This window comes from Microvirga aerilata (assembly GCF_016743775.1).
GTDB classification, from domain to species: Bacteria; Pseudomonadota; Alphaproteobacteria; order Rhizobiales; family Beijerinckiaceae; genus Microvirga; species Microvirga aerilata.
Map to the genome: position 1 here is coordinate 25,030 of NZ_JAEQMY010000035.1, position 17,388 is coordinate 42,417.

Below are 17,388 nucleotides of genomic sequence, written 5' to 3' on the forward strand. Positions count from 1 at the left end.
CTGGATAGAAGGCCTCTGACGGCGGCGATCACGCTCCAGGCGCGGATCACGTCGGCGGGAGCACGCCTCAGTCGAAGATTCAGCCTCGTTCGTGCGGCATCGCCGAAGATTCCGCTCAGCACGCGGGTCTCGGCGCATGGGTCTTTGAGGCTCGTCACATCTCATGATGAGCGGCCTTCCACTGCTTCTAGAAGGATCTCACTCAACTCTCGAACCAGCGGTCTGGGCTGGGTCACCCCCTCCAGCATCATCGTGCAGTTTGGGCAGGCAACCACTATGATCTCGGCCTCGGTTTCACGCGCCTGCTCCATACGCAGGTCTGGAATCCTCTGTTTCCCTTTGATGTCGGTGACTGGGCCACCTCCGCCACCACCGCAGCAAAAAGATTGACGACCGTGCCGTGCCATTTCAATGCGTTCAACCCCGAGCCTGTCAATAAGCGAGCGCGGCGCATCGATCTCGTTGAGATAACGCCCGAGGTAACAAGGATCGTGATAAGTCACGCGCCCGTTCAGCTGCCCCTCAACGGAAAGGCGGCCGTCTCTGACCAAGCTCTCCAAAAACGTCGTGTGGTGGAAAACCTGATAGTTGCCCCCGAAGGCGACATAGTCGCGAGAAAGGCTATGAGCAACATGGGGATCAAGGGTCACGATCGAGCTGAAGGAATAGCGGGATAAAGTTGCTATATTTGCTTGTGCTAAGCGCACGAATTCGATCTCATCGCCCAGCCGGCGTGCCGTATCGCCACAATCCCGCTCTTCGGCTAGAACGGCGAAATCTACGTTGGCGATGCGTAGGAGCTTGATGAAGGCGCGCAAGCTCCGCTGATTGCGCAGCTCAAATCCGCCCTCCCCAATCCAGAGAAGAACTTCAACAGGATGCTGCTCTTCAATTAGAGGAAGAGCCAGATCGGCCGCAAAATCGAGACGGGCGGGAAGAGGGTTGCCTGACTGTGTATCAGTCTCGCGCAGCGCATCGAACAGATCCCCAGCTTTTCCCGGGGTCGCACCGTGCTCAAGCGTTTCAAACCGCCTTAGTGCGATCATTCCATCGAGATGCTCGATCATCATCGGGCATGCGTCGACGCATGCCCGACACGTCGTGCACGCCCAAATCGTCTCGGGCGCTATCGAAGCTCCCTCCGCCCCAATCAAGATCGGGCCAGCGTGTCCTTGGTGCTTCGGAAGACCAGGATGGGGGGAGCCAGTGTAGTTAACCGGGGCGTTTGAGCCAGCGATGTCATTAATGAATTTCTTCGGATTAAGAGGCAGTTCAGCGGCGAAGGCAGGACAGGCAGCCTCACACCGGCCACATTGCACACAGGTGTCGAAGCCGAGAAGCTCATTCCAGGAAAAGTCCTCAATGCGATTAGCACCAAGTTTGGATGCATCCAGGTCGATTGGAGCAAACGCTGTATCTGCCCCTCGTCCGTCAAACCGTCCTGGCCGAGGATGCCATGCCAGATGGAGCGCTCCCGCTAATGCGTGCCGCATGGGCCCATGGCCTACAATCAGCGCAAGCCCCGTCAAAGAAACGGCTCCTGCCAGCAGAAGGAGAATACCGGAAGGCGTGTCCCACGCCGCGATTAGATCAACGGCTGCACAAATCCCGACGCCCGCGAAGAAAATGTTTGCGAGGCCAAGGAGCCAAGGAAGACTGTAGTAAAGTCCACCTGAAAGGTATGATGGCTTTTGGGGCGAGCGTCGGGCAAATGCGAATACTGCGCCAGCGATACCGGCCAGCCCAGACAAAGCGATCAGCGCGGCGGAGGCTTGGCCTGTTAAGAGGCCAGCTACAGCAAAGAGTGCGAGTACACCTGTGAGGATAAATCCGCCCGCTGCGAGAGAATGCATGCGTGCAGCAAGTGGCCTGCGAGCAACAACAGCGTGAACATCAACAAGGTAACGACGAGGAACAGTGAGCAGATCGGACATGTTTACAGGCGCAGTTACGCGCCCGCGCCGCCATGCATATGCACGTGTCGACAGGGATCCTGCCGCGATAACCGCAGCCAAACCAACAATAATCAGCGGAGGGAGAGCAGATACCGTCACAGAGAATCCTTTAAATCCGTTCCACCTTCATCATGGTGGAACTTGAGCCAAACCGTCGGCTCCAATCTCGCGCTGGCGATGTTCATTTTCGCCTGCGAAACGAGTACGATCCCTCCAGTTGGCAGTGCCGTTTCTACCTGCCCACCCGCGTAAGGATTAGACCTGCGCCTATCTTCGAGACTCTACTGTAGACTAGCCGACCAACATGCCTGCGGCTTGAAGCTGCACTTTGATGTCTGAAAGACTACCCTCGTATTCCCACGTCTGAACTGTGTTATGCGGACATTCAATGAAGAAATATTCTTCCGTAAACGAGAGTATCCTATCGATTTTAATGACCTTTTCGACAAAGTCACGATTAGGAATATCATCGATGATAATCTGTCTTTCGTTGTCATACCCGTGGTAAACCTTAACAGGTCGGACTCGCGCAGTGATATACTTCATCGTGGTCTGTTTCCTACTTTGATCAGCATTGCATTGTGAAGGAGCTTTTTCTGCCAACTGGTAAGCAATTGTGGCTTCCGCGACGGTGATTGTCGCTTGCGAGCTGCCGCACTTGCAGCACCCTCAGGTTGGAGGTCGACTGCATATCGGAACTTCGGCTAGTCCTGAGCACACTGGCCACGTAGTCTCTGATCGAGATCAAACGAGATTTTAGCCCCTGGCACCAACCGATCGTCATATTTTCGAATGTCAGATCAGATACATCGGCTTCACCGAGGCCGTCAGAGCTGCTGAGCAGATTCAGACCAAGTGTATGGACTGAGCGACCAGACCGTCTGAAATGCATTATCTTCAACAAGCGGTGAAATGCTACGCCAGTCAGACTCTCGTGCTGAACTGGCGGCTCCGAGTCACCAGATGCTGTCAGCCTCTGCCCACAAGAAATATACTGATCTCCACTACGCATGACTGACGAGGCATTGCGAGAGGCAAGTAATTGTGTGTCGAAGCTGCGCACCATGCCATTGAGTTCGTATAGCAGTTAGCCAGCGCAATTAAAGCAACATCCCTGGAGCATCAAAATCGAATGATTGCGGATCGTTATGCGTTTTGGTTATACCGCCCAATTAACCGGGTAGCTCGTTTAGGACTAGGTCCCTAATCTCCCCCATCTTCGAAAAGAGGGCCTCCATCGCTGGCGTCGATGGGCGAGTCTCTGGTCGAAGCAGCGCAACTTTAAACGGAATGGTCGGGATGAATGGGATTAACTCCACCTCATCACTCCGTTGGAGGACAGCAGTAAAAGGATCGAGGATGGCGATCCCAAGGCCACGTTTCACCATGGCGTAGGCTGGGGTCGAGAGATTGGTTTCGATGATTGCCTCAGTTTGTATCCCAAGAGACTGCGAGGCTTGATCAAGCAGATGTCGCGCAGGTGCGAACGATGAATATAAAATCAGTGGATTTTTCGCCAGATCCTCTGGGCCTATGCTAGACCGCTCCGCGAGAGCGTGGCCTTTGGGAACAGCTGCAACATAAGGCGCAGTACTGAATGGCTCTACTTTGAAGCCTGACCTCCTAAAGGGCATCTCAGCCATTCCAAAATCTATTTGTTGAGCGGCCGCAAACTCCTCGATTTTTGGGCCCATCCGAACGCTCAGGGTTACTTTCGTTTCTGGCCAGTCTTTATGGAATTCTGACAGCACTTGTGGCATGAAGTCATTGGCGAACGCGGGCAGTGCCGCCAGGCTGATATGGCTCCCCTTTCCCTTCGCGAGCCGCAAAGCGAAAGACTGGAGAGCTTCCAGCGAAACGTAAGCGCGTTCTATCTCATTGAGCAATTCGTGCGCTTGTGGCGTCGGAGTCACCAGACCCTTCCGTCGCTCAAACAGAGCGACACCAAGTTCATATTCCAATTTATCGAGTAGTCGGCTGACTGCAGGTTGGCTGCGCCCAAGGATTTCGGCCGCACCGCTGACGGTTCCAGTAAGCATAACGGCACGAAAGGCTGCGAAACGATTCAGATTCATGGGATACCTAGAGACGATCGATTGGGGCTCACATGCATGTTACACTGCATGAAGCGCAGCCACTCTTTTAGAGCGTCCGGGACTGAACGCCAAAGGCGTCGCCCGAAGCAGGTACTACAAATTGGGACCTGTCAAACCGGACTTCGATGCAGCGTCGTGATCCGAGCCAATGGCTAGAGATTTCTTGCCCTGAACAGCAAACACGTGCAGTGCACGGCAACCCGGCAACCCGGCAACCCGGCAACCCGGCAACCCGGCAACGGAGGGTTATTCGCCCAAGCGGCTTTGGGTCTTGTACCAGCCGACACCTTTCCACAATGAAACATCCAGGCATCAATTGGCGAGCTTCGCGGCAAACGGCTCACTAAGGTTTCAGAGGTGGCCCAAATCTGCTTGGTCTAGGGTGCAGTAGAATTTCGAGAGTGTTGCAAAAACAATGATTTAGCTTATGCTCAGGGGAAATCGACCTTGGGTAAACTTTACCCTTCAATGCTGGGGCAACAGTCTCATTCAGCCCAGAAGTACCGCCCTGGTAATACTGCATCAACCGGCAACATTCGGCAGGCGTCCTCAAACAACATGTGTCACCAGAGGCATTAGCGAATAAATATTGCTAGCCACGCAGTACATCTTCGTGCAACTATTTGAAATAGGGAGTTTGCGGTAGAGGCCCAGTGAAAGCGGTTCAAGACCAGATCGACGTATCTTTAACTTGAGCCAAGATTACATTTTTTGCAATGTAACCAGCAGGGCTTAGATTCTTGCTTCAGTGCAGAGCCTCTTACTCTTGATCAGCTTTGTGAGTACGCGTTCGCATGTGCACGGGAGCTCATAGATCGAACGTCCACGGGCACGCCAGCAGCACACTCTACCAAAAGTTTTACTTCGGAAGCAGCAGAGTGGGAGCTTGATGATGAACCTTCTTCGATCCTTTTTTTGCGCCCTTTACCAGACAGGATGCAACAGAGCGGACGAGGAGCACAACGTTGTGCTCGACAATATGGCCAGTCCATCGGTTGCCCTAATCCAGACCGAGACATCAGAGCCAAGACCCTCGAGGCAAGTGCCTCTCGTCTGGGGAGCAACAGCAGCGGCGTTCGGCATGTTCTAAGTACAAGGCAGATCAACCGTCGAAGTTATCATGATGCTAGGGCTCGTGGCACATTCAAGGGTGAGTACACGCGGTGCATTTGAGGATTGCCATCTGTTCGTCGCTCCAACCCTGCCGCTGGCGCTGACACTCAGCCGATTGTTGCTGGCGTGAAGATCTTTGAACTGGTAGCGCGGCTCTTCCGCCGATAGCATGAAGGAAGCCATCGGGTGGCGGACGTGATACTGTCTGGGCTTACTGCTTATCGGTCAAAGCGCGACATTCTCCGTTCTTTTTACTGCAAAGATGCAGAAATCCAACAAAGCCCAACTCAACATCAACTCTGCCTAACGGCCTTTCATACCGGCAGCCGCAAGGTGTAGGTTGGAAGCATCAGCGACGACACAGTCGATCTCCTCAAAGGGGAAGCAGGTGTGCGCTTAAGAGCTCCTCCGTCGATTGACTACGTCGATCAGTGGTTCACCTGTTTGGTGGCGGCGGATATTGGCAACCACTACTTTTGCAGCGGTCTCCGGTTGGGTCATGCTCGCGATGTGCGGTGTGACAAGGACCGCCGGATTCCCCCAAAACGGGTGATTCCTTGGCAACGGTTCGGTCGCAAAAACATCCAGTACTGCGCCTCGAATCTGCCCGCTATCGAGCGCGGTCAACAGGTCCTCTTCGACCAAGTGCCCCCCACGTCCAACATTAATGAGGCCCGCGCCACGAGGAAGTGTATCGAAGAGGCGACTGTTCAGAATCCCACGTGTTTCCTCCGATAGAGGCAACAGGCAGACTAAGATATCGCACGAGGCCAGAAACAGATCGAGTTGATCACTCCCGGTATAGACAGTGACACCCTCAATGGAACGTGGCGAGCGATTCCAGCCCGACAGCTTGAAGCCAAATACATTCAGGTGCTCAACTACAGCGAGGCCAAGCGTGCCTAGACCCATAACACCGACGCGGCGTTGGGATGCTGGGACATTCAAACGAGGGCTCCATGCAGCTTTGGATTGATTTGCAATGTAGCCCACCATGTCTCGATGCAGGGCCAGCACGGCAAAGCTAACGTATTCCAACATGCCGGTTGTCATGCCAGGCTCGTTCATCCGAACAACGGGGATATGCGGCGGAACGAGTTTAGGTGTGAATTGATCGGTTCCCGCGCCTGCCGAGAAAATTAGTTGAAGATTAGGATATTGTTTCAAGAGGTTCGGCGGAACCTCCCATGTCATAAGGTAGCGCACCTCATGCGGGGTGATTTTGTCATCAGCGAGAAGGAATGGGATATCCGGTGCCTCAGCTGCGAACATGGACTTCCACCGAGACCCCCGGCTTGGGTCCGCCAGATACAGAAACGACATGAGATCGATCTCTTACAATGTTGCAGCTTTGGACAGGTTCGTACTTGCACCTGAAGAAGACGGCGCTCAGCCGAGACTATGGCCTCGGAGCGAGCATATTAAATTGCGGAAAGCGATGGCCATTCAGCATATCCTGCCATCGATATGTGACCGGAAAAATTTCTGTAGACGAATTGTCTTCGCAGGAGTCCGCGCCGGCTTTAGGGATTTCCATGGAAGCAAGAAGACTCTATCGGGATTGATGGCTTCATGCCTCTTGTGGCTTTGGCCACCAAGAGTGAGTTTCCGTCTCTGTATGATGGACTACGGCCTAAATCTGATAGGCGTTGCCTGGGAACAGCAATGTCCTTCCCTTTCGCCCTTGCTCAGGGTACAACAAGCTCGGCGGCAGAGCTATAGCTATGCTCGCTGTCACTGGACAACCATGGTAATTCATTCTTCCTGCGCATCAGCCTCCGCCTTGTCCCCGCGGCAATCTTGGCCTCCATTGCCTTCCAGAACGGGATCTGGCGAACTATCGTTGGCATGAGGGGCTTGAACCATGACGGAGGCTCTCAGGCTGGACAGGATTGACATCAATATCTTGGTTCAGCTTCAAAAAGACGGCCGGATGACGAACGTTAAGCTGGCTGATGCAGTAGGCCTTTCGCCAAGCCCCTGTCTGCAAAGGGTGAAGCGGCTGGAGAAAGCAGGATATATCACTGGCTACCGCGCTCATATTAACCTGACCAAGCTCACCGACTCCGTCACGGTGTTTACCGAGGTGACGCTGTCGGATCATCGGCGAGAGGACTTTGTGAAGTTCGAGTCCAGCATTAGGAATATCGACGAGATCCTGGAGTGCCACTTGGTCAGCGGTGGTTATGACTACCTTCTGCGCTTTCTTGTCCGCAACGTTACTCACTATCAAGAGCTGATTGAATCGATCATTGATCGTAATATCGGCATCGAAAAGTACTTCAGTTATATTGTTATCAAGTCGCCTATCATGAAGGGTACTATGCCTCTGCGTTCGCTCCTGAATGTGGACTAGCGCTGTTTCCACTGATGGGAACAGCTCTCTTCTTTGGTGTCCTGCACTTCCTGACGGCCCGCCCGGTCCACGGCGTCGAAAAAGGTCTCGGCCGAGCATCAGCTGACAATGCAGAAGACTTTTCGAACAGACTGTTCGCTGATCCATCTGTTGGTGGCGCCTGCCGGCACAAGGATTGCCTCCCCAGGGCCAACCTTCCATTCAACTCCATTAAGTTCAGCGAGAGTTACTTCACCGGACGTAAGATACATCAGCTCGCAGAACGTTGGCGTTACGTCACGCCGCGCATAAGGGGTACATTCCCAGACACCAATTCTAATTTGGCCCGATCGTGCAACGAACTCTCGACGATTGTGGGCGACAGGTGGCGCTGTAAGCAGTACTTCCGCGACGGGGGCAGCGCAGCGTTCAAGCTCCATCACAGGATTAATCTTGATCACCTCACGTTCAGCTCCATCTGCTGCATCGGGAAAGATCACAAAGCTGCGGATTACGATATCGGCCTGCACCCAGCGGAGGCGTGATCCGGCCGGAATAATAGCGCAGTCACCAGGCAAGAGCTTGAGGACCGTGTTGTCGGCCGCTTGGATCGTGACTTCCCCACGCCACACAATAAGAAACTCAGTGTGGGGCATTGTGTCGATACGCAAGTCGCATGCACTGCTTTCAGAAAGTCCTGCAGAGAACCGCAGCCTCTCGTCACTGACATGATACCGTCGCCCGTCGCTGAATGGATCGTTGCCTTCAAGCATCGGAGGGGCCAAACGCAATCCTACCGGCACGCCGTTGCGTACGACAAAGCAGCGTGATGCATCCAGGGTCATTGTCTTTTTCCTTATCCGGCAGGCGCCAGATTGATCATCGATTAGCGCCCGACCACATCCAAGAGTTGTTGCCAGCCAGCTGCTAGGCGCACTGCAGGCGAGCGGAAAGCATGAAATGGAATGGCGTGCAGGGGCTGCGTCTCAAGAAGAGCGGCTGATGTTGCTTCGCCAGCCGTCTTGCGGGCGAGATATCGACCCATCAAGCTTGCCATTGCGACACCAGTTCCATTGTAGCCGACGGCAAAATAGGTTCGATCATCGAGCCGTCCCACGTGTGGTAAGGCATCCAGCGTCATTGCCACGAGCCCGGACCATTGGTGCACAATCGGCGTATCTTCCAAGATGGGGAAAAGCTCCACCATATTCTTCCGAAGAGCTTTGAATGATGCTGGTGAGTCATCACGTCCGAAGGCGCCGCGACCGCCGAAAATTAGCTGGTCTCCCGCCATGCGGAACCAGCGCAGCATTCGCTTGGTGTCACCGCACAGACGCCCCCCGGGCAAGATCTGTGCTCGGACATTGGCCGAGAGCGGAGCCGTGGCGATAATGGCGCTCCGAAATGGTACAAGACGCTGATGGATCGGCTTTGTAGCATCTGTAAGATCCGAATAGCCGTTGGTAGCCAAGATCACCTGACGGGCCGTAACTTGGCCTTCCGGCGTATCGACGACCACCCCTGCGCCTTCACGACGAAGTTTCAAGGCGGGTGTCTCAACATAGACCGGAACGCCCTTTGCCTCGAGTCCACGCGCAAGGCCGCGCGCATAGTTCAGCGGATGGATTCCGCCAGCGTCAGCAGTGAGCAAGCCACCGAAAAAGGCTTTTGTGCCGATCTCCTCACTCACCTCTTCGGCGCTCAGCATCACCGACTTACCATACTCTGCCTTGATCCAGTCACCCGTTACTGAGAGACCCGCTAGGGCACGCGGAGTGTGAGCTGCTGCGATATGGCCATAACGTCCAAAGCCTGCGCTCTTCAAGCTTAAGGTTTCAACGAGCTCCTCAACACAGTCGACGGACTCGTAGGCGAGATCGTACATCCGCCGAGCAACCTCGTTGCCGTGTGCGCTGGCGATGCCGGGGAAAGAAATCCGGAACTTAGGGGAAACGACGCCGCCATTACGACCGCTGGCTCCCCAACCAATCTGGTTTGCCTCGAGAACGAGCGGGGCCCGGCCTGACTCAGCGATGTGATAAGCTGCCGATAGGCCCGTATACCCGCCTCCGATGATCACGACATCGGCCTGGGCATGCCCGGTGAGACGTGGAAACACCGGCTCTGCATCGGCTGTTGCTGCCCACAGAGAATCCACATGCATGTGTGTTCGCCCTGATTAGATTAGAGACGGGGTGTCGAGCACCCCGGCACACATTAGCTACGGGTACCGAGCTCCGCCTCAACAGCGTCAGCCAGCTCACTCAGGGTGGCAAAGTGATAGTCGGGCTCAGTGAGCTCCGGCACTTCCAGCGTTCCACCGAAACCTTTGAGGCCTTTACGACGCTCAATCCAGGCTACAGTGTAGCCAATCTTCTTTGCGACGCCAATATCGTGATACTGGCTCTGGGCTACATGCAGGATGTCCTCGAAGAAGATCCCGCTTGTGCTGAGACGCCCGCGCGCGAAAGCAAAGAATTGCGGATCCGGCTTCTCGAAACGGACATCATCTACTGTGATGCGCTCGTCAAAGGGTTGCTCAAGTGTAGCTGCCATATGGTCTAGCGCCCACCGGCGGGCGTTCGTCATGGCAACAAGGCGGTAATGCTTGCGCAACCGCTTGAGAGCATCAACGGAGTCGGAAAACGCTGGCCAATCCCTTACCGACTCTTTGAGACCTTCGGCTGCGCCGGGAACATGCGGCAGCTCAAGCTTCTTTTCCATGTCTTTATAGACGCGGACAAGATCATCCGGATACAGGCCTGATGATTTATCAGCCCGCGAGTAGCGATAAGCTTCCAAAATCGTGTCATCGCTGAGATGCTGTGCCGCATCACCGGCAACGCTACGGATGTGATTGATGATTCCCCTCTCGAAGTCGATGAGTGTGCCGACAACATCGAAAGTCAAAGCTTTGAACTGGCGAAACGACATGGTCCGAATACCCCTCTGGAGCGGCGATTGTCTGGCGAGACCAGTTTGGGCCAGCTTGCACACCAGAGTGTCGCCTTTCGCCCAGGATATAAAGCATAAGGTGCTGTTTCGAGCCCTCTTAACGGCAGAATAGGAACGCACACGCTGACAGAGCCTACCGCATTTGCATGATGTGGAAGGAACAGGTTGAATGGAGCTGGCAGTCCCCGGTCCGGGAGCGCTCCATGCCAGCCAAGCTGCCTTGCAATAGGTGCAATTAGATTGTGCCTGCCGTTGAGAGTAGACAATTGATATGTCAGGCAGGCTTGCGCATTGGCCTGAGCCCTCTTCCGCCAGGACGCTGATGCCGAACGGCAATCCAGCTCCACTCTGCTTTATTGAGCTGGAGGTATCCCCTGCAATAGACCACCGGCGACCTGAATAACAGATGCCCTCGACGGTGAGGCTGGCCCGATGAGTAGGGCCGCTCGCGCCGACATGTCCTCCCGCAGTCCGCAGTAACGGGTCGCGCGACGTAGGCGAGGGAATCTAGATTGCAGGGCTTGAAAGGGTGAGGCCGCGACCGACGTTTGTTGCCGACGTTAGGAGGTGACAACCACCCCACCCGGAACAACGACGTCCTTTTTCCGCGTTGAACGACGCGCTCGCCCGCGAAAGCTCGCAGGTCAAAGAAGACTTGCCTGCACCAATAGAATGTCCGGCCACTCCCCTTGCTCTGACAAGGCAGCCGCATCGCGTTCGGGAGCCCGCCAACAGGAAATGCGATGGGCCTCATAGCCCACCGTTTGTATTTCTAGTTCAACGAGTGCTGCTTCATAGGCCGCCGATATGCAGCGCTTTAATCTCGAGATATTCCTCAATTCCGAGCTGAGAACCCTCGCGCCCGAGGCCCGACTGTTTCACCCCTCCAAAGGGAGCTACTTCGGTCGAGATCAGCCCAGTATTCAGCCCCACCATGCCAAATTCAAGGGCCTCGTTCACACGGAATGAGCGAGCGAGGTCACGTGTATAGAAATAGGCGGCAAGCCCAAACGGTGTGCCATTAGCAATGGCGATCGCCTCGGCCTCAGTCTCGAAGCGAAAGAGCGGGGCCACTGGACCAAAGGTTTCCTCCTGTGCCAACAGCATGTCGGTCTTGGCATCGCGTAGTACAACCGGCGAAACATATTGTGAGCCGCTCGGGCGAGGATGATCAGCGGTGATCACGGTCGCACCCTTGTCGATCGCATCAGCAACGTGTCGTTGGATTTTCTCGACTGCAGCCTCGTTGATCATAGGACCAATCATCGTGCCATCGGCAGTGCCATCACCAACCTTGAGCGATACCACCCGCTTGGCGAGCTTATCAGCAAATTTCTCATAGACCTTGGATTGAACCAGGATACGGTTAGCGCAGACGCAGGTCTGACCGCCGTTGCGGAATTTCGATACCAGCACGCCCTCGACGGCGAGATCCAGGTCGGCATCGTCGAAGATGATGAACGGTGCGTTCCCGCCCAATTCCAGGGATAGGCGCTTGATACTATCGGCGCAGTTGCGCATCAGGATCGAACCCACACGGGTCGAGCCGGTAAAGGACAGCTTGCGCACGACAGGATTCGAAGTCATCTCAGCGCCAATGTCTGTTGGCATACCGGTTACGACATTGATCACACCAGCGGGAATGCCTGCGCGCTCGGCTAGCACCGTCAGCGCGATTGCTGAAAATGGGGTGAATTCGGAGGGTTTTATAACAACGGTACAGCCTGCAGCCAGTGCCGGAGCCACCTTGCGGGTGATCATCGCATTAGGAAAATTCCAGGGCGTGATGATCGCGCAGACACCGACAGGCTCCTTGGTTACCAGAATTCGAGCACCCTGCGCAGGCGACGGGATGATGGTGCCGCCTATGCGGCGTGCCTCTTCTGCAAACCATTTCACGAACGCATTGCCATAGGCGATCTCGCCGCGCGCCTCGGCCAGAGGCTTGCCCTGCTCTAATGTAAGAATGCGGGCTAGATCCTCAGCATTGGCGGCGATCAATGTATGCCATTGCTCCAGCAGCTTGGCACGATCAGCATGAGTGCGGGCCTTCCACTCCTGCAGCGCCGCTTCCGCAGCAATGATCGCGGCGCGCGTCTCGGCGCCGCCGCTATCTGGCACAGTGCCCAGCACGGAACGGGTTGCCGGATTAGTGACCATCACAGCTGGGCCATTGCCAACATCTCGCCACTCACCGCCGATCAGGTTCGCTTGGCGGAAAAGGGTTTCGTCATTCAAGCCGACCATCACATTCCCCATTTCAGAACATTATTCCCAACCTATCTGTCCGCGCCGACACGATTCAACTGTTGTGGCCTGTCCTATCCGCAGAAGCTTTCGCACATCATCGGAATTCAACGGATTCATCTTTGATCCTCCATGGTATCTCTGTCCGTTGATTGAGAGGGAGAGAGCGACATGAGGACCCATCGCATTGCGGTTATCCCCGGCGACGGTATTGGCGTCGACGTGACCCGCGCCGCCTGGGAGGTTGTGGCGAAGGCTGGGGCAGCCGAGGGCGCCGGCTTCGAGGGTACATGGTTCGACTGGTCCTGCGAGACCTATCTCGCAACGGGCCGGATGATGCCTGAGGGTGGGATCGAGACGCTGCGCGGTTTCGATGCAATCCTGTTGGGTGCAGTCGGATGGCCTGCAAAAGTGCCGGACTCCGTCTCGCTTCACGGGCTTCTACTCCCGATCCGAAAGGCCTTCGTACAATATGCCAATATACGTCCTCACAGGCTTTTACCCGGTGTCTCTGGCCCCTTAAAAGCCCAAAACTTCGACATTCTCTGTATCCGTGAGAACACGGAGGGCGAATACTCCGGCGCTGGTGGACGTGTGCATCAGGGCACACGAGATGAGGTAGCGGTAGAGACCTCGATCTTCACCCGCACGGGGGTGGAGCGCATCTTGCGCTTCGGGTTTGAGCAAGCACGGATGCGGCGCAAGAAGCTCGCCTCAGTGACGAAATCCAACGCGCAAAAATATTCCATGACATTCTGGGACGAGGTGACTGACCAGCTGGCGGGTGAATACTCCGATGTCGACGTCACCCGCTATCATATTGACGCGATGGCGGCGCGGATGGTGATAGCCCCAGAAAGCCTTGACGTGGTTGTGGCCTCAAACCTATTTGGCGATATCCTGACTGATCTCGGTGCGGCGATTCAGGGAGGCCTCGGCTTCGCGGCCTCCGCGAACATCAACCCCGATCGATCGGCTCCATCGATGTTCGAGCCCGTGCATGGCTCGGCTCCAGACATTGCGCACCAGGGCATTGCGAACCCGATGGCAGCTATTTGGTCCGGTGCAATGATGCTTGAGCATTTGGGCGAAGGTGCAGCGGCGTCACGGGTTATGGCCGCGTTAGAAGCCACAACGGCCGCCGGCATTGGCGCCACGCCAGGTCGTGACCGGACCGACGCGATCACGAAAGCCGTGCTGGGCAATCTTGGCGTCTGACAAGTTATGGCAGTCGCCATTTATTGGCGATTTGCCCCATTCCTATGACCACCATCGACAGAGTTTGCCTAAACGGCAAACTCTGTCAGCTTACAGCCCTCACTTCTGTGCTCTCGCGTGATACGCTCGGTTACTCCGCGCAGCAGACACGGGCAGCAACTCTGCCGCATCACTCGAGAACAGCTCGGACCTCGGCCTGCTCAGCCACTTGGTCCAGCGTTGCCTTCACACGCGCGACGAGTTCATCAATATCTGAGACGGAGTAGTTCAGGCTAGGCGCCAAACCTATCGTGCCGTTGTGGAAAGCGCGGAAAATCACGCCATTTTCCAACCCTGCCTGAGCCATCCTAGCGCCGATCCCGATCTCGGGCGTGAACAGCGCCTTTGTGGCTTTATTGGTAACAACCTCCAAGGCTGCCAGCATCGAGATACCGCGCACTTCACCGACCAGCGGGTGGTCAGCGAGTGTTTGGAGCTGCGACATTAAGTGGAGGCCAGATTTCTGGCCGTTCTCCAGGATACCGCCCTCAGTATAGAGCCGGAGCACTTCCAGTCCCACTGCGGCGCTGACAGGATGGGCGGAGTAGGTAAAGCCGTGACCTATTGCTGCCGGTCCTGCGGCATCGGCCATGGCTTCATAAAGTCTGTTGGAAAGGAACACGGCGCCCATAGGGACATAGCCGGATGTTAGCCCCTTGGCAGCAGTGATAATATCTGGCGTCAGACCCTCGATCTCGGATCCAAACAATGGTCCTAGTCGACCAAACCCGGTGATCACCTCGTCTATGATGAACAAAATTCCCAATTCACGGCAGGCCGCTTGCATGGCGGAAAGCCAGCCCTTCGGTGGCACAATCACCCCACCCGATCCTTGCACCGGCTCACAAATGAATGCAGCGACAGTATCAGGACCAAGAGCAGCAATCTTCTCCTTAAGGGCTTGGACCGATCCAGCGATAATAGTGTCTGGATCGCTGCCCAGCGGATTACGATAGCTATAGTGGGAGGGAATTTTATGTTGGTTGGGCAGTGGCACGTTGAAGCCGGTGTGGAACACGGGGAGTGCGGTCAGTCCTGCTCCTGTGCTGCTCGAGCCGTGGTAACCTTGCTCCATCGAGATGAAGTTGACACGCGAACCTTGCCCAATGGCATTGAAATAGAATTGCGTAAAACGCACCGCGCTGTCGACGGCATCTGATCCACCTAGCGTGAAATAGATATGCTTCAGGTCACCCGGTGCCCGCTCGGCCAGTTCGGCCGCAAGCCGGATTGCGGGTTCGTTGGAAAAGTGGAAGTAGCCTGTAGCATAGGGTAGTGTAGCCATCTGCTTGGCAGCTGCCTCAACGATTGACTGATGGCCATAGCCGACGTTCACGCACCAAAGGCCAGCGAACCCGTCGAGATAACGATTTCCCCCCGCGTCCTGTACGTGGACACCCGAGGCCGAGGTCAGCACAACTGCACCATGCTCCTCGTGGGTGCGGTAGGAGGTGACCGGGTGTATGAGGTGACGGCGGTCGAGTTCGACAAGGGCGTTGGAAATCATAGGGAGCTCCGTTATGAAGTGTCGATCATGCCTCATGCGGCTAGCATTAATCCCTGTTTACCTGTGGCCCGCGAAACCCAGCACATGGTGAGACGGGTCAGGGCAAAACTTTATGCTGTGCGTCGCCTCAGATCCAGGTGAGAGACAGATGGCCCATTTAGCGAGGGATAGCCTGATCGCGGGTTTGGGTTTGTACACAGCCAGGGTTAATGCCTACTTCTACTGAATTCTATCTGACGGCCTGATTGTCCGCAGGTACTGGCGCATGAAGGCGGGCTTCACCATTGCGGAGAAGTTGATTGCGAGCTTTTCGTGCCGGGTGGCGATGGATCGGCAGCCTGTCAGCCATCCAACACAGCACTCGATCACGTTGCGTCTGCGGTAAAGATCCGGATCGAAGGCTCGTGCGCAGCCCTGCCCCATGTTGCCGCCGGTGCGAGGTGGAATTACGGGTTGAATATGGCGGGCCGCGCGAGGTGCTCTACGACTACATCAAGACGGTCCTGGTCAAGCGCGATGCCTATGGCCGCGGCCACCCTCGTCATCCAGGCAGCCTGAGGCCCGCGGCCCCTTAATCTGTCCCGCTTAACCCAAATGCTACGCTTCAGCGAGGAGTTTAAGTAACTCACATTTCGACCTAACGTTGGGATAATGAAGGTCAACAAGAAACAACTGCGGCTTGAGAGTAGGATGCGCGCTGCTATGTGGTATGGCATCGTAAGCTGGATCATACGAGATCTGAGCACTGATGCCCGCATAGACTTCCCACTTTCGGGCAAGGCGCTGAAGCCGTTGTGTCCAAAGCATTTTCGCTTGCTGTGGGAAAGCCCTTTCCTTCTGAGCTAGTTAACGGAAAATGTCTCGGAATTCAATCAAATGACTCATGACTTGGTTGAACGATGTGAGTCATAGCAAGGATCTTTAGAGTCATGCAAAACTACCTCAGTAGCTGCGGATTTGGAATGACGGTCAGCTGAATGGCCTTTCCTTTCGATCTCTCCGGTCGGCGGAACCGCTTGAATCGCGAGATGCCAGTAATCGGCATACAGATCGGCGTCGCACTGCGGGTCGTGGGCCACGCCAAACAACAAGCTCCAAGTCCAGCTCACGATTTGGAGAATGTAATAGACATGCTCGCTCCGATGCTGGTTCAGATTCTTGCGAGGTCTGCTCTTGGCCAAGGGATCGCACTAGATGCTGCTCAATGTTGTCTGCGATGATGGCGCCCGGCCGCGGTGCTCAATCCCCACGGCTGGAGCGCCCTGCATGGCGGTGGCGGCACCAACCATGGATCGTCCCGGTGGGAGCATGCCAGAGGCGATCACAGCACAAGTCCCCGGCCATGCGGCCCGGCAGCAGTTCCCGCCTCCGCAGCGGCTCCACCACCGTCCAATCGTGCGAGGCGCGGGCCACTCGCTGCATTGCCGTCTCGACAGCGTATATTTGCGTATCAAGACGGGCCGGCGCTTGTCGCACCATCAACGCAACCAATCGTCAGGCTTCTATGCAACCTTCTGTCCTGGTGGATGCGCCGGAGCAGGGAGCGGAGGCATGGCTGATCGGCTGACCACACAAATACGCGCCTCTCACGCCCCTTTCTCCAGTATCTGACAAGGTCTCCGTGGCAGGACCCGATCACATTCTGGTCTTGAAAATCAGCTTCTCAACCGGCTCGCGATCGGCCGGCATCTCCCGTGTCCTGAGAGCGTCCGTGAGCATTGACCGATCGCCGATCCTTCCAATCGCCGCGATCGCGTTGATAGCGTACCCGTCCGGCACGTTCAGCACCGTGCGCAGCCGGTCGTGGTTGAAGCCAGCCATGCCGTGCGTATGCCAGCCCGACAGATAGGCTTGGAGCGCAAAGGACATCCAGGCCGCACCCGTGTCGAAGCTGTGCGTCGGCGAGGGATAAGGCGCCACTGA

The 17,388-nt window shown here is 55.8% G+C and carries 13 protein-coding genes; 3 read left to right on the top strand and 10 right to left on the bottom strand.

Annotated elements, in window-relative coordinates:
• Positions 1-161: 161 nt before the first annotated feature.
• The 4 genes from JKG68_RS19590 to JKG68_RS19605 all read right to left on the bottom strand — a co-directional run bounded on the left by JKG68_RS19590 (position 162) and on the right by JKG68_RS19605 (position 6,487).
• Positions 162-2,054 carry a DUF3483 domain-containing protein gene (locus JKG68_RS19590; protein ID WP_202062906.1) on the bottom strand — a complete coding sequence of 631 codons (1,893 nt, stop codon included), beginning with the start codon at positions 2,052-2,054 and terminating at the stop codon, positions 162-164.
• A gap of 192 nt (positions 2,055-2,246) precedes the next feature.
• Positions 2,247-2,501 (bottom strand): hypothetical protein, encoded by a 255-nt coding sequence (locus JKG68_RS19595; RefSeq protein ID WP_202062908.1) that lies wholly within the window; start codon positions 2,499-2,501, stop codon positions 2,247-2,249.
• Positions 2,502-3,127: 626 nt separating this feature from the next.
• Positions 3,128-4,030, bottom strand: coding sequence for a LysR substrate-binding domain-containing protein (locus tag JKG68_RS19600; protein WP_202062910.1), 903 nt, complete (start codon positions 4,028-4,030; stop codon positions 3,128-3,130).
• Between the two features lie 1,530 nt (positions 4,031-5,560).
• Entirely contained in the window at positions 5,561-6,487 is a 927-nt protein-coding gene (locus JKG68_RS19605; protein WP_202062912.1) for a 2-hydroxyacid dehydrogenase, read from the bottom strand.
• Positions 6,488-7,028: 541 nt separating this feature from the next.
• On the opposite strand from JKG68_RS19605, the gene JKG68_RS19610 reads away from it, so the two are divergent.
• Positions 7,029-7,520, top strand: coding sequence for an Lrp/AsnC family transcriptional regulator (locus JKG68_RS19610; protein WP_202062914.1), 492 nt, complete (start codon positions 7,029-7,031; stop codon positions 7,518-7,520).
• Between the two features lie 98 nt (positions 7,521-7,618).
• On the opposite strand, the gene JKG68_RS19615 is transcribed toward JKG68_RS19610, so the two are convergent.
• From JKG68_RS19615 to JKG68_RS19630, 4 genes are all read right to left on the bottom strand, one after another.
• The gene (locus JKG68_RS19615; RefSeq protein WP_202062916.1) at positions 7,619-8,344 is read right to left on the bottom strand and encodes a cupin domain-containing protein; all 726 of its coding nucleotides are present in this window, start codon (positions 8,342-8,344) and stop codon (positions 7,619-7,621) included.
• Between the two features lie 41 nt (positions 8,345-8,385).
• Positions 8,386-9,663, bottom strand: coding sequence for an NAD(P)/FAD-dependent oxidoreductase (locus tag JKG68_RS19620; protein WP_202062918.1), 1,278 nt, complete (start codon positions 9,661-9,663; stop codon positions 8,386-8,388).
• Between the two features lie 53 nt (positions 9,664-9,716).
• Positions 9,717-10,433: an HAD-IA family hydrolase gene (locus tag JKG68_RS19625; RefSeq protein ID WP_202062920.1), complete on the bottom strand. Its 717-nt coding sequence runs from the start codon at positions 10,431-10,433 to the stop codon at positions 9,717-9,719.
• Positions 10,434-11,246: 813 nt separating this feature from the next.
• Positions 11,247-12,701: an NAD-dependent succinate-semialdehyde dehydrogenase gene (locus JKG68_RS19630; protein WP_202062922.1), complete on the bottom strand. Its 1,455-nt coding sequence runs from the start codon at positions 12,699-12,701 to the stop codon at positions 11,247-11,249.
• A gap of 171 nt (positions 12,702-12,872) precedes the next feature.
• Here JKG68_RS19630 and JKG68_RS19635 point away from each other — a divergent pair, with 171 nt between their 5' ends.
• On the top strand, positions 12,873-13,919 hold the full coding sequence (locus tag JKG68_RS19635) for a tartrate dehydrogenase (RefSeq protein ID WP_202062924.1): 1,047 nt from the start codon (positions 12,873-12,875) through the stop codon (positions 13,917-13,919).
• 169 nt (positions 13,920-14,088) lie between these two features.
• On the opposite strand, the gene JKG68_RS19640 is transcribed toward JKG68_RS19635, so the two are convergent.
• Entirely contained in the window at positions 14,089-15,465 is a 1,377-nt protein-coding gene (locus JKG68_RS19640; RefSeq protein WP_202062926.1) for an aminotransferase class III-fold pyridoxal phosphate-dependent enzyme, read from the bottom strand.
• A gap of 440 nt (positions 15,466-15,905) precedes the next feature.
• Here JKG68_RS19640 and JKG68_RS34280 point away from each other — a divergent pair, with 440 nt between their 5' ends.
• The gene (locus JKG68_RS34280; protein WP_281399164.1) at positions 15,906-16,040 is read left to right on the top strand and encodes a hypothetical protein; all 135 of its coding nucleotides are present in this window, start codon (positions 15,906-15,908) and stop codon (positions 16,038-16,040) included.
• A gap of 1,060 nt (positions 16,041-17,100) precedes the next feature.
• Here JKG68_RS34280 and JKG68_RS19650 read toward each other — a convergent pair.
• Positions 17,101-17,385 carry a nitroreductase family protein gene (locus JKG68_RS19650; RefSeq protein ID WP_202062928.1) on the bottom strand — a complete coding sequence of 95 codons (285 nt, stop codon included), beginning with the start codon at positions 17,383-17,385 and terminating at the stop codon, positions 17,101-17,103.
• Between the last annotated feature and the right edge of the window lie 3 nt (positions 17,386-17,388).

Bases quoted from the DNA above. Each gene is read 5' to 3' on its own strand.
- JKG68_RS19610 (WP_202062914.1), top strand. From the start codon at position 7,029: ATGACGGAGGCTCTCAGGCTGGACAGGATTGACATCAATATCTTGGTT.
- JKG68_RS19595 (WP_202062908.1), bottom strand. From the start codon at position 2,501: ATGAAGTATATCACTGCGCGAGTCCGACCTGTTAAGGTTTACCACGGG.
- JKG68_RS19635 (WP_202062924.1), top strand. From the start codon at position 12,873: ATGAGGACCCATCGCATTGCGGTTATCCCCGGCGACGGTATTGGCGTC.
- JKG68_RS19640 (WP_202062926.1), bottom strand. From the start codon at position 15,465: ATGATTTCCAACGCCCTTGTCGAACTCGACCGCCGTCACCTCATACAC.
- JKG68_RS19630 (WP_202062922.1), bottom strand. From the start codon at position 12,701: ATGGTCGGCTTGAATGACGAAACCCTTTTCCGCCAAGCGAACCTGATC.
- JKG68_RS19620 (WP_202062918.1), bottom strand. From the start codon at position 9,663: ATGCATGTGGATTCTCTGTGGGCAGCAACAGCCGATGCAGAGCCGGTG.
- JKG68_RS19600 (WP_202062910.1), bottom strand. From the start codon at position 4,030: ATGAATCTGAATCGTTTCGCAGCCTTTCGTGCCGTTATGCTTACTGGA.
- JKG68_RS19605 (WP_202062912.1), bottom strand. From the start codon at position 6,487: ATGTCGTTTCTGTATCTGGCGGACCCAAGCCGGGGGTCTCGGTGGAAG.
- JKG68_RS19625 (WP_202062920.1), bottom strand. From the start codon at position 10,433: ATGTCGTTTCGCCAGTTCAAAGCTTTGACTTTCGATGTTGTCGGCACA.
- JKG68_RS19615 (WP_202062916.1), bottom strand. From the start codon at position 8,344: ATGACCCTGGATGCATCACGCTGCTTTGTCGTACGCAACGGCGTGCCG.